The following is a 13,203-nucleotide window of genomic DNA, read 5'->3' on the forward strand; positions in this document are numbered from 1 at the left end:
TAAAAAAAGCCAGGCAGCATCCTACTTTCCCACTTGATCAGCAGTATCATCGGCGTAAGAGAGCTTGACTTCCGTGTTCGGGATGGGAACGGGTATTACCTCTCCACTATGGCCACCTGGCAATAATAAACAAATTAAGGACTTAAAACTTAAAATAAGTTTTAAGTGTACTAAAAAAGAGAACGAAGAAGAAAAGTTAATTTTTTTTATTTACCAGAAAAAAGAAACAATAATATGGTCAAGCCTCACGACTTATTAGTATTGGTCGGCTGAACACATTACTGTGCTTAGACCTCCAACCTATCAACCTTGTAGTGTGCAAGGAGTCTTTAGGAGGGTTAAACCCTCAGGGATACGTAGTCTTGAGGCGGGCTTCCCACTTAGATGCCTTCAGCGGTTATCCCTTCCGAACTTAGCTACCCGGCAATTACCCTTGGCAGGATAACCGGTACACCAGAGGTTCGTCCATTTCGGTCCTCTCGTACTAAAAACAGCTCCTCTCACGTATCCAACGCCCATAGCAGATAGGGACCGAACTGTCTCGCGACGTTCTGAACCCAGCTCACGTACCGCTTTAATTGGCGAACAGCCAAACCCTTGGGACCTGCTTCAGCCCCAGGATGCGATGAGCCGACATCGAGGTGCCAAACATTCCCGTCGATGTGAACTCTTGGGGAATATCAGCCTGTTATCCCCGGAGTACCTTTTATCCGTTAAGTGACGGCGCTTCCACTCGCTACCGCCAGATCATTAAGACCTACTTTCGTATCTGCTCGAGCTGTCACTCTCGCAGTTAAGCCTCCTTGTGCCTTTACACTCGCTGCGCCGATTTCCAACCGGCGTGAGGAGACCTTCGCGCACCTCCGTTACTCTTTAGGAGGCGACCGCCCCAGTCAAACCGCCTGCCTATCACTGTCCCGCTTCCGGTTTCACGGACAGCGGTTAGAAACCTGATTTATCAAGGGTGGTATTTCACTTTTCGGCTCCACCCAACCTAACGGTCAAGCTTCATAGCCTCCCACCTATTCTACACATGATAAACCAAGTCCCAATAATAAGTTGCGGTGAAGGTTCACGGGGTCTTTCCGTCTAACTATGGGTAACCGGCTTCTTTACCGGTATATAAATTTCACCGAGTCTCGCGTTGAGACAGTGCCCAGAATCGTTACACCATTCGTGCGGGTCGGAACTTACCCGACAAGGAATTTCGCTACCTTAGGACCGTTATAGTTACGGCCGCCGTTTACCGGGGCTTCAATTCAAAGCTTCACATTGCTGTTAACCTCTCCTCTTAACCTTCCGGCACCGGGCAGGTGTCACCACCTATACGTCCCATTGCTGGTTCGCAGATGGCTGTGTTTTTGATAAACAGTCGCCTGGGCCTGCTTTCTGCCACCCCCTCATCTTTAAAAAAAAGGAGGTCACACTTTTTCCGAAGTTACGTGTGCATTTTGCCGAATTCCTTAACGCGAGTTCTCTCGAGCGCCTTAGATTTCTCATCCCATCTACCTGTGTCGGTTTACGGTACGGTCTTTTATAACCTAACCTTAGACAGTATTTCCCGGCACCTTGATTACGCCCGCTTCGCTCCACCGTAGTTTCACTCGCTGTCGCAGCTTACCTTGAATAGCGGATTTGCCTGCTACTCTTTATAACGGCTCGCTTACTTTGACCGGCATCCGTTAGCCGGCCGGGTTTCACCTCATGCGTCCTGCCATCGAAATTATAAAAGGTATCGGAATATGAACCGATTTCCCATCGACTACGACCTTCGTCCTCGCCTTAGGGGCCGACTTACCCTGGGGAGATTACCTTTACCCAGGAAACCTTAGATTTTCGGCGGGGAGGGATCTCACCTCCCTTTTCGTTACTTATACCTGCATTCTCTCTTCCATCTCCTCCAGAATCCCTCGCGGGTATTCCTTCATCAGTTAATGGAATGCTCCCCTACCGCCTTATGCTCAAAAATGCATAAGACCCGTAGCTTCGGTATACTGCTTAGCCCCGTTACATTATCTGCGCATGGACACTCGACCAGTGAGCTGTTACGCACTCTTTAAAGGAATTGCTGCTTCTAAGCCAACCTCCTGGCTGTCTTTGTATCCACACTTCATTTCACACTCAAGCAGTATTTGGGGACCTTAGCTGACGGTCTGGGCTGTTTCCCTTTTGACTACGAACCTTAGCGCACGCAGTCTCACTCCCATACGTTGATTATCGGCATTCAGAGTTTAACTGGGTTTGGTAGGCTTTGACGCCCCCTAGTCCAACTAGTGCTTTACCTCCGATAATTTTGTATGAGGCTGTCCCTAAAGGCATTTCGGGGAGAACCAGCTATTTCCGGGTTTGATTAGCCTTTCACTCCTAGTCACAAGTCATCCATACCTTTTTTAACAGATTATAGTTCGGTCCTCCACAAGGTTTTACCCTTGCTTCAACCTGCTCATGACTAGATCACTCCGGCTTCGGGTCTACGACATGCAACTATTCGCCCTATTAAGACTCGGTTTCCCTTAGGCTCCGGAACTTCTATTCCTTAACCTCGCTGCATATCGTAACTCGCAGGCTCATTCTACAAAAGGCACGCTACCACCCTTAAAAGGGCTGTAACATCTTGTTGGTTTACGGTTTCAGGTTCTATTTCACTCCCCTTACTGGGGTTCTTTTCACCTTTCCCTCACGGTACTTGTTCACTATCGGTAGCTAAGTAGTATTTAGCCTTGGATCGTGGTCGACCCGGCTTCCGACAGGGTTTCTCGTGCCCCGCCGTACTCAGGTACTGCATCAACAAGTCCGATTTATTTCGCTTACGGGGGTTTCACCCTCTGCGCCAGGCTTTCCCAAAACCTTTCTGCTATAAATCGAATTTGTAACTTGTCGGTCCTACGCCGATGCAGCCCTTCAACTCCCTTTAAAGGGTTTAGGCTCCTCCAATTTCGCTCGCCGCTACTTTCGGAATCTCTTTTGATTTCTTTTCCTTGAGTTACTTAGATGGTTCAGTTCACTCAGTATCGCTTTACCTCTCTATTTTATTCAAGAGCGTAATGTCAGTATCACTACTAACGGGTTACCCCATTCGGCTATTTCCGTATCACAGGATGTGTGCTCCTACACGGAACTTTTCGCAGCTTACCACGGCCTTCTTCGCCTCTTAGCTCCATAGGCATTCGCCATAAACCTATTCTCGCTTGACCATATTATTGTCCCTTCTTTCTTTACACTTTTCGCTTAAAAAAGAAGTTTTGTATTTTTAGTTTTCTTTTACACTGTTATGTTTCAAACATTCCAGCGTCTTCATTCCCTTCCCTAGTTATGTCAAATATCTGTTCGCTCAGTTCTTTAAAAGAACTAAGTTATTGAGCCGATTTTTCAATCGGTATGGGCCTGATTAGAGTTGAACTAATGACCCCTTCCTTATCAGAGAAGTGCTCTAACCGACTGAGCTACAGGCCCTATAAAAAAAGAGTTTCAGGAAAGAACGAAAAGGAAGTATCAATTTGTCTTGTGTACTTCAAGACTAATATACATTGTATATTTTGTAGAAGGTTAAAACAACCTTCTACACTACCCTTTCTCTTAGAAAGGAGGTGATCCAGCCGCACCTTCCGGTACGGCTACCTTGTTACGACTTCACCCTCCTTACCAAACGTACCTTCGGCACCGTCCTCCCTTACGGGTTAGACTAGCGACTTCGGGTACCCTCGACTCGGATGGTGTGACGGGCGGTGTGTACAAGGCCCAGGAACGTATTCACCGCACCGTGCTGATGTGCGATTACTAGCGATTCCAACTTCATGAAGTCGAGTTTCAGACTTCAATCCGGACTACGATTGCTTTTTTGCGTTTTGCTTGACCTCGCGGTGTCGCTTCGATTTGTAGCAACCATTGTAGCACGTGTGTAGCCCTGGACGTAAGGGCCATGATGACTTGACGTCATCCCCACCTTCCTCCGATTTGTCATCGGCAGTTCCGCCAGAGTCCTCAGCTTTACCTGTTAGTAACTGGCAGTAGGGGTTGCGCTCGTTGCGGGACTTAACCCAACACCTCACGGCACGAGCTGACGACAGCCATGCAGCACCTGTCAAGAGCCGTATTGCTACGCTGCCATATCTCTATGTCATTGCTCTTGATGTCAAACCCAGGTAAGGTTTCTCGCGTATCATCGAATTAAACCACATGCTCCACCGCTTGTGTGGGCCCCCGTCAATTCCTTTGAGTTTCACCCTTGCGGGCATACTTCCCAGGCGGTACACTTAATGCGTTTGCGTCGGCACCGAAGCTCTTGCCCCGACACCTAGTGTACATCGTTTACTGTGCGGACTACCAGGGTATCTAATCCTGTTTGCTCCCCGCACCTTCGTATATCAGCGTCAATCATCGGCCAGAAACCCGCCTTCGCCACCGGTGTTCTTCCAAATATCTACAGATTCCACCCCTACACTTGGAATTCCGGTTTCCCCTCCGTGATTCAAGTCAAGCAGTACCCAATGCAGTTTACGAGTTGAGCTCGTAGATTTCACACCAGGCTTACCTAACCGCCTACATACCCTTTACGCCCAATAATTCCGAACAACGCTCGCCCCTTACGTGTTACCGCGGCTGCTGGCACGTAATTAGCCGGGGCTTATTCGCATGACTACCGTCATCAAAGAAGCATTCCCTCTTCTTCTTATTCTTCATCTGCAAAAGAATTTTACAACCTTTCGGCCTTCTTCATTCACACGGCGTCGCTCCGTCAGACTTTCGTCCATTGCGGAAGATTCTTAGCTGCTGCCTCCCGTAGGAGTTTGGGCCGTATCTCAGTCCCAATGTGTCCGTTCACCCTCTCAGGCCGGATACCCATCGTTGCCTTGGTGGGCCTTTACCTCACCAACCAGCTAATGGGACGCGGGCCCATCCTGAAGCGGAGCCGTAGCTCCTTTCCTCATTTACCTTTATGTAAATGAGCACATTCGGTATTATCTAATATTTCTACTAGCTATCCCCATCTTCAGGGCAGGTCACCCACGCGTTACTCACCAGTCCGCCACTCTAGGGGAGAGCAAGCTCTCCCTTACCGTTCGACTTGCATGCTTAAGACGCGCCGCCAGCGTTCGTTCTGAGCCAGGATCAAACTCTCCATCATTATTATTTCAAGCCGCCCTTAAAGAGCGGTTGATTTCTAATTTTAGTTTGTCCTTCATGTTAAGGAATTTGGTAAAGGCTAATCAGCTTAACCCTTACCGGTTTTTGATACTTTCCTTACCAAAAGCTTTACGCTTTGGCTATTTTTGTTCTTTCCCTTCCCTCTTAATTTCAAATATCATCCGCTAAAAACTTGTAAAAGTTATGTAGCGAGCAAAAAGGAGTATACAGTATTTTCTCACTTTTTGTCAAGAGCTTTTTAAAAGTTTTTTTTATTTTTTTTAACCTTTTTTGCAGCTTTTAAACTGCTAAACTTAAGAAGCCTTGCTTTCATTGAAAACGCAAGACTTGCAAAACTTTTCTAGTGTTTTCTTTGCTTTTCTAGGCACACCGTCTTAGCTGACGGTGTGAGCGAATATACCCCTTTCTCAAACTTTTGTCAAGTGCTTTTTGCAAGGTTTTTGCTAAAAAAAATAATTTTTTAGATCTGTTTTAAGATTACTGTATTAAAAAGGGCTTAACTCTATTTTTAGTACTCTCCACTATTGAGCACAATAGTAAAAAGGTGCTCTTTATCTTTATCCTTGTAAACAAAACTCATATTAAGCTTATCCTTCCTAAATTGCTCAATATTAGTCTGGGACTTAAATTCAGTGATAAGAGCTTCTCTGGTAGCAGCCTCAATTATATTCCACACCTCAGGCGTATTATTTTCTTTAACCATTTCGGTAAAAGAATAAACATATTGAAGAGTATGAGAGCTTTCAATATATTCAACTGCATCAAGTTGAATATTCTCATCTATCTTTGTCGGACACTGTTTGTTTAAAGCATCTGCTATAGCTTTGTAATTAGTTTTATATCCGCCTTTATCGCTGTCTTTAGAACAAGCAAAACAGAATACAAAACAGATCATTATTGCCGCTAAAAAACTTATTTTTTTGATTATTTTCATCTTAATTTCCTATCTAAGTTTCCTAAATTTTAAGTTAATTGTTTTTTAACTAATATTCCGTATGCTTAAAATCAAATACAAAAAGATCTTTACCTTCCATATCTTTAAAAACATAAACAAGCTTTACCTTGTCTTTTCTAAACATATCCAGCGCAGCCTGACCTTTTAACTTGGATAACATAGTATCCCTCATCATTCCGGCTGCAAGATCAGTAGCATTAGCGGGAAGATCGGATTTTTTTACGTTTATTATGCTGTAATTATAAATTAGAGCATTTTCTTTCCCTTTGTATTGAACGGAATCAAGCCTTGTTATTTCATCAAGCATTACGGGACACTGTTTTGTTGCGGCCTCTGCTACCAGCTCATATTTACTTAAATCGCCATTTGCTTGAGCGGGAGCATTTTTTTTCTCATTTGTTTTACATGAAAAAACAAACAAAACAGAGATGGTTAAAACCAAAAGAATAATCTTTCTACATATTTTCATTTTTTTCTCCTATGAACGTCATTTTATCACAATTAAAAAAAATATATAAGAGCTTAAAATAAATTAGATGTAAAAAGAATTCCGGAAACCACAACACTAAAACCGAACCTTGACGGCAATGTCTTACTATGATATAATCGATTGAAATTAAGAGTTCAGTATGGCTATATAAAAGCTGTGCTTTATAGGAGGATTTTATGATTATTGGTATTCCTAAGGAAATCATGCATGGAGAAGACCGTGTTGCCGCTACTCCGGAAACATGCGAGCTTTTGGTTAAGGACGGACACAAGGTTTTAGTGGAAAAAGGGGCCGGTGAAGGCGCCTATTTCCATGATCCGGAATATGAAAAGGCCGGAGCGGAAATAGTTTCCGATGTTAAAAAGCTTTTTTCCGATTCGGAAATAATTTTAAAGGTAAAAGAACCCCTTTATAATGATGCAATGGGCTGCCACGAAATAGATATGATGCACAAGGGTCAGTATCTTATCACATTTATTCACCCTGCAGCTCCGGTTAACCACGAAATGGTTAAAAATATGGCAAAAAAAGGCGTTGTTTCTTTAACCCTCGACGGAGTTCCTCGAATTTCAAGAGCACAAAACATGGATGCTCTTACTTCGATGAGTACCTGTGCAGGTTATAAAGGAATTTTAATTGCTGCAAATCTCTTGCCGCGATTTATCCCTCAAATTTTCTGTGCCGTAGGTATGATTAAACCTATGAATGTTTTAGTAGTCGGAACAGGTGTAGGAGGCTTACAGGCTCTCGCAACTGCCAAAAGACTTGGAGCAGTAACCTATGCAGCCGATATCCGGCCTGCAGCCCGTGAACAGGCTCAGTCCCTCGGTGCTAAGATTATCGACTTAGGCGTTCCCGAAAATGAAGCCATCGGAGAAGGCGGCTATGCCCTTCATCTTAAAAAAGAAACCCTCGAAAACGAAAGAAAGCTGCTTGCTCCTCATATTAAGGATATGGACATAATCTTCCTTTCGGCCCTTGTTCCGGGAAAACTCGCTCCGGTTATAATCACCGAAGAAATGGTAAAGACCATGAAACCCGGCTCGGTAATCGTTGATATTTCAATCGACCAAGGCGGAAACTGTGAGTTAACACCTCCGGGCGAAGTCGTAAAAAAACACAATGTTCACCTTGTAGGTATTAAAAACATCCCCGGACTTCTTCCCTCAAGCTCTACATGGATGTTTGCTCAAAATATTTGCAACCTTACCCGCTATCTTATCAAGGACGGAAAAATCGAGCTTGATAGAAACGATGACATTGTCAAAGGTATTCTTACCACTATTGACGGTGAAATCGTTCATAAGGGAGCCAGGGAGGCAATGGGCATATGAGTTTGGAATTGATACTGGTTCTTGTCTTTGTTGTAACGACCCTTATAGGCTACAAGCTGATCAAGAACGTACCAAGTCTTTTGCATACCCCTCTTATGTCGGGTATGAATGCCTTATCCGGCATTACCATTTTGGCTACAATGACCGCTACGGCATATGCAGTTACAACAGGCAGCAAGATTTTCGGCTGTATAGGCATCATTTGTGCAACAGTAAATGTAGTTGCCGGCTTCGGTCTTACGGACAGAATGCTTAAAATGTTTAAAACGGGCAATGAATCTAAAGAGGATACAAAATGACGGATACGGTTTATTATATTATTTGCGGAGTACTCAGCATTGGGGTTCTTTTAGGAATCAATATGATGAGTAAGGTTAAATCGGCAGTTAAGGGAAACCGTTTAAGTGCCCTTTGTATGCTCGCGGCCGTATGCGTAACCCTGTATAAGTATAATATATTCTCTGCAGGAATGATGTGGGCGGGGCTTGCAATAGGAGCGGCAATCGGTATTTACCTCACAATAAAGGTAGAAATGATTACCATGCCCCAAACGGTTGCCTTACTCAACGGCTTAGGCGGAGCAGCTTCGGCTGTTGCAGCCCTCTTAACTCTGGCAGCAGTTGATACTAAAGCAGGAATCTTTGCTATCGTTACGGGAGGGATAGCTTTAGCAGTTGGAGCTTTAACCTTTTCAGGCAGCTTAATAGCCGCAGGAAAGCTTCACAAGCTTCTCCCTCAAAAACCTACGGTTCTGCCTGCTCATCAGGCTTTGACCACACTCAGCTTTTTAGGAATGATAGCCTTCATCGTTCTCCTTCCTATTAAGCCGGAACTAATGATAATCATTTCGGTTGCAGGACTTGTAATAAGCCTGCTTTTCGGCATCTTCTTTGCTATACGCGTAGGCGGAGCGGACATGCCGATTACGATTTCTCTTTTAAATTCAACTTCCGGTGTTGCAGCCTCAATTGCAGGTATGGCAATAAGAGATATTCTCTTGGTATCGGTCGGAGGCATAGTCGGAGCTTCAGGGCTCCTGCTTACCCAGATCATGTGCAGGGCAATGAATAGAAGCCTCGTTTCAATTCTTTTTAGCAAGGCGGCTTCTCCGGCTAAATCGGCAAAGCCTGCACAGCCTGCGAGCCCTTCAGCATCTTCATCAAAAGAAGCATCAGAGGCAAAAGCTCAGCAAACGGGAGAAGCAAAACCTGCTCAACAAGAGCTTACGGCAACAGGACATGCCGATAAATCGCAGCTTACCTCATGGTTTAACGATGCTAAGGAAATAATCGTTATACCCGGCTACGGCATGGCTCTTTCACAAGCTCAAGGCTTGGTAAAACAGCTTGCAGATAAACTTGAATCTATGGGAAAAAATGTGCGTTTTGCCATTCACCCCGTTGCAGGAAGAATGCCCGGCCACATGAATGTACTCTTGTGCGAAGTTGATATTCCTTATGACAAGCTCTACGAAATGGAAACCATAAACCCGGACTTTGATAAAACGGATTTAGCCATAATCATCGGGGCAAGCGATGTAGTAAACCCCGCTGCAAACACGGCAGAAGGCACGCCCATCTACGGAATGCCGGTCTTGGCTGCAGAAAAAGCTAAAAAGCTAATCATCTGTAACTATGACCTCCAGCCCGGATATGCGGGAGTTCCCAATCCCTTGTATGAACCTAATCCCAACACCATGATGCTTTTAGGCGATGCAAAGGAAAGCATAAACACCATGCTCGACTCTCTTAGAACTAAGGGAAGCACTGCAGGAAGTTCTTCAGGCGGAGAATCCGCCAGTGCAGAAATGGAAGCAAGCCAAAAACAAGCCGGAGCGGAAGCTCAAATAGGCCCTTGGTTTAAGGAAGCAAAGGAAATAATCGTTATACCCGGCTACGGCATGGCTCTTTCACAGGCACAAGGCTTGGTAAAACAGCTTGCAGATAAACTTGAATCTATGGGAAAAAATGTGCGTTTTGCCATTCACCCCGTAGCAGGAAGAATGCCAGGCCATATGAATGTGCTCTTGTGTGAAGTTGATATTCCCTATGACAAGCTCTACGAAATGGAAGCTATAAATCCCGACTTTGATAAGGCGGATTTGGCTATAATCATAGGAGCAAGCGATGTTGTAAACCCCGCCGCAAACACGGCAGAAGGCACGCCCATCTATGGAATGCCGGTCTTGGCTGCAGAAAAAGCTAAAAAGCTAATCATCTGTAATTTTGACCTACAGCCAGGCTATGCAGGAGTTCCCAATCCCTTGTATGAACCTAATCCCAACACCATGATGCTCTTAGGCGATGCAAAGGATAGCTTAAACAAGATATTGGAAAATCTATAACTTTTAAGGGGCTTTTAAAAGCCCCTTTTTTTTGCAGCTTGACTATCTATTTCTTCCCATAAAACATTATTTTCATGCGGTACACAGTCTTGCACCCAATACCACCAAAAATAACCGCCTATAAAATTCTTTGTATATTTAGGCATACCATAATAATGGCGTATCATGCTAAGTTTTGTTTTTTTATCGGCGTTTTCATCAGTGCTTCCGCATTCCCCTATACCCAGCTTTGAGTTTGGAAAGATACTTTCCAAAACTGCAAAAATTTTCCACCAGTCAGGCTGAAAACCTTCATTATCGTCTTCGTAATAGCTTACCAAAAGATAATCTACATTATTTTTTATGCGGGAAGTCAGATAGGTTTTAAGCCAATCAATCATCTCAATTTTTTGCATTTTGGGGGCAAAAGCATAAGCGGTTAAAACAGTAATTCCCTCCTTTGATTTGATAAAGTCATAGGCTGCCGCTACCTTATCAGCAATCAGTTTAGGATTTTTGCCGAGCCAATCCTCTCCGTTAATTTCGTTTCCGATCTCCCACATAGCGGTGTATTTTCCAAGGACCTCATATGCCGTCTTAAAACGCTTTTTATACGAATAAACCGTTTTGTAAGATTTCATGTCATAAGAATCCACGGGACATGCCAATATGTAAGCAACCTTGCCGATTTTTTCAAAAATAGGAATATACATGGAAACGGGTTCATCCTTAGACATAACGATACGAACTGTGGGTTTTGTTTTCATGTTTTTTAGGGCATTTACCACAGCTTCAAGCTTAACGGTTTCGTACCACGAGTCATCTATGGTAATACCTAAAATAAAGTCTTGGTCTTGAAACCGTACCTTTGAACCTTGTTCTTGAGCAAATAGCATACCTGCAAAAATACAACTTAAAAAAAACAGGCAAAGTTTTTTATATTTAAACTTCATATCTTTTACCATCCGCAGCGTATTGTAAATTCTTCCATAACAAACCTGCCTTACATTATATTACTTATTTCAAATTTTTTCACCTGCGTCGGCTTTTTTAAATTCTCTTAATCTTTTTTTTGGAATACCGATAATCTATCACGAGGACTATTATGTTAAAAAAATACATAAGCTGTATATTATTTTTTATTTTTTTCGGGTTAGCTTTTGCGGATACGGCAGCCTTCGCTTGCTTTCAAAATAAAGATGCACACGAAAAATGCAGAAATATTACCGAAATTTTTGAAGACAACCTTTTTGACAAGTTTTTTGATGAGGGTTTTATTGCTACCAGTATTCCTATCAGCGAAGTAAAATCGGAAGAAGAAATTTCGCTTACATCAATAAAGGCTTTTTTTGAAGAAGGCCCGAATTATCTGATTATCTTTTATATGCAATACGGTACCGAACTCCTATTTAACGAAAAAAAACAATTAAAAGAAGCGGATTGGCAAAAAATGACCGTCCGTATGTTAGATTGTGCGAGCGAAAAAGAAATATACAAAAAAACCATCGATATCACTAAACTAAAAGAAAAAGACGTAGAAAAAAAGGCCGAAAAAATGGCTGATCAAATATCAAAAGAAATATTCGAGGCAATCAGCAGGAGATAAGGAGAGGGATTATGAACAAAAAAATTTTATTTTCATTGATATTCATTATATCGTTTTCATGTATATGGGCGGTTTGGGAAGGAAACGGAGGAATCGGCTCTTCTACCGATTTTCCGGCTGAAGGCTTATTTGTCAGAAGCGATATGTTTCCTAAACACACCCTTTTGGAAATAACAAACCTTGAAAAAAATGTTAAGGCAAGGGCCGTTGTTATAGGGCCGTCAGGAATTCCCGGTCTTCTGGCCAGCCTGTCACCCGAATTGGGAGAAAAGCTCGGAGTTCCGAGGGGAAAGGTTATCAGAATAAGGGTTCTTACGCCTAGTCCGGTAAATGAAGAAGGAGATGACGGTAAAAGTATTTCGGCCGCCGGCCCTGAGTCTCAAGACTTAGATAACAACCCTGCCCTATTTGTAGCATCTCATTCGGATTTACCGAATGCAAATCTCAAAAAAGAAGAAGCCGAATCCGTATCCGAAAATACAGGCTCAGACACAATTCTCTACGATGATCTTAAAAGTCCTATTGAAGATACACCCGCGGAAACGGCTGAAGATGTTCCTGTAGTAGAAGAAGTTCCTGATGTAGATGCTATAATTGATCCTGTAGTTGAAGAACCTGCCGAGCCTATTGTAGAGGAAACAGTTTTACCCGAAGAAGTTGCTCCTATTGAAACCGAAACCTATATGGAACCGGCAAAGGAAAATCCGCCTGTAACTGTAGACCCTATAATTGAACCTGCAGCAAAACCGGAAGATGCCCCTGCTCCTGTAACCGAAATATCGGAACCTCAAGAGCCTGAACAAGCTAAAGAAGAAATAAAGGATGTTGAAGTTGTAGATCCTGTAGTAGAACCTGTTAATGAAACTCCGGCTGAAAAAAAGGTTGACACAGTTGCCTCCGTTACCCCAAAAAATGAGCCTGTTGCAGATAAAAAAGAAGACCTTCCGGCTCCTGGTGGGGAGACATCGGTTGAAGAGACTCCGGCCGAAGAAGCCGAAGATTCAGGCACGTATGAAGAAACCGATTCGGATATATATACCGCAGTCGAAGAAAAGCCCGAAGAAGAATCCGCAGTTCCTGTAAATGAAATTAAGCCTGTTTCAAGCAAACTGGAAAAAGGCAAAACCTATGTTCAGATAGTAATCTATGACGATAAATACAACCGCGATGATGTTCTAAAAAAATACGGGAAAAAATATCCTATGGTAGTGGAAGAAAGGCTTGTAAAAAACAACACAAGATATACCATATTTGTAGGACCTTTAAAGCCTGATGAAACCGGTGCTGTTCTTGAGCGCTTTAAGCAGCTGGGCTTTAAAGATGCCTTTTTAAAGAAGGGAAGATAAAGTC

At 43.4% G+C, this 13,203-nt stretch carries 8 protein-coding genes, 1 tRNA gene and 3 rRNA genes; 5 read left to right on the plus strand and 7 right to left on the minus strand.

What is annotated here, in order from left to right:
* Positions 1–8: 8 nt before the first annotated feature.
* From rrf to HYB91_RS07350, 6 genes are all read right to left on the minus strand, one after another.
* Positions 9–120 (minus strand): 5S ribosomal RNA (gene rrf / locus HYB91_RS07325).
* 114 nt (positions 121–234) lie between these two features.
* Positions 235–3,194: ribosomal RNA gene (locus HYB91_RS07330) — 23S ribosomal RNA — on the minus strand.
* Between the two features lie 185 nt (positions 3,195–3,379).
* Positions 3,380–3,453: transfer RNA gene (locus tag HYB91_RS07335), tRNA-Ile, on the minus strand.
* Between the two features lie 127 nt (positions 3,454–3,580).
* Positions 3,581–5,125: ribosomal RNA gene (locus tag HYB91_RS07340) — 16S ribosomal RNA — on the minus strand.
* Together the 16S, 23S and 5S rRNA genes with 1 tRNA gene alongside form the textbook arrangement of a ribosomal RNA operon.
* Positions 5,126–5,653: 528 nt before the next feature.
* Entirely contained in the window at positions 5,654–6,079 is a 426-nt protein-coding gene (locus HYB91_RS07345; protein WP_002677676.1) for a hypothetical protein, read from the minus strand.
* Positions 6,080–6,128: 49 nt separating this feature from the next.
* The gene (locus HYB91_RS07350) at positions 6,129–6,569 is read right to left on the minus strand and encodes a Rossmann-fold NAD(P)-binding domain-containing protein (protein WP_002670742.1); all 441 of its coding nucleotides are present in this window, start codon (positions 6,567–6,569) and stop codon (positions 6,129–6,131) included.
* Between the two features lie 197 nt (positions 6,570–6,766).
* On the opposite strand from HYB91_RS07350, the gene HYB91_RS07355 reads away from it, so the two are divergent.
* From HYB91_RS07355 to HYB91_RS07365, 3 genes are read left to right on the plus strand one after another with little or no spacing between them, the layout of a single operon-like run.
* Positions 6,767–7,924, plus strand: coding sequence for an NAD(P) transhydrogenase subunit alpha (locus HYB91_RS07355; RefSeq protein WP_002677674.1), 1,158 nt, complete (start codon positions 6,767–6,769; stop codon positions 7,922–7,924).
* The gene (locus HYB91_RS07360; protein ID WP_002677672.1) at positions 7,921–8,223 is read left to right on the plus strand and encodes an NAD(P) transhydrogenase subunit alpha part 2; all 303 of its coding nucleotides are present in this window, start codon (positions 7,921–7,923) and stop codon (positions 8,221–8,223) included. The genes HYB91_RS07355 and HYB91_RS07360 overlap by 4 nt, the downstream gene beginning before the upstream one ends.
* On the plus strand, positions 8,220–10,268 hold the full coding sequence (locus HYB91_RS07365; protein WP_002677670.1) for an NAD(P)(+) transhydrogenase (Re/Si-specific) subunit beta: 2,049 nt from the start codon (positions 8,220–8,222) through the stop codon (positions 10,266–10,268). The genes HYB91_RS07360 and HYB91_RS07365 overlap by 4 nt, the downstream gene beginning before the upstream one ends.
* 14 nt (positions 10,269–10,282) lie before the next feature.
* On the opposite strand, the gene HYB91_RS07370 is transcribed toward HYB91_RS07365, so the two are convergent.
* Positions 10,283–11,200 (minus strand): hypothetical protein, encoded by a 918-nt coding sequence (locus HYB91_RS07370; protein WP_002677668.1) that lies wholly within the window; start codon positions 11,198–11,200, stop codon positions 10,283–10,285.
* A gap of 152 nt (positions 11,201–11,352) precedes the next feature.
* Between HYB91_RS07370 and HYB91_RS07375 the strand changes: the two genes are divergently transcribed.
* Both HYB91_RS07375 and HYB91_RS07380 read left to right on the plus strand, forming a co-directional pair.
* Positions 11,353–11,853, plus strand: coding sequence for a hypothetical protein (locus tag HYB91_RS07375; RefSeq protein WP_002670734.1), 501 nt, complete (start codon positions 11,353–11,355; stop codon positions 11,851–11,853).
* Positions 11,854–11,864: 11 nt separating this feature from the next.
* Positions 11,865–13,199, plus strand: coding sequence for an SPOR domain-containing protein (locus HYB91_RS07380; protein WP_002677666.1), 1,335 nt, complete (start codon positions 11,865–11,867; stop codon positions 13,197–13,199).
* Positions 13,200–13,203: the final 4 nt, after the last annotated feature.

The organism is Treponema sp. B152 (assembly GCF_024181665.1).
Classification (GTDB): domain Bacteria; phylum Spirochaetota; class Spirochaetia; order Treponematales; family Treponemataceae; genus Treponema_B; species Treponema_B denticola.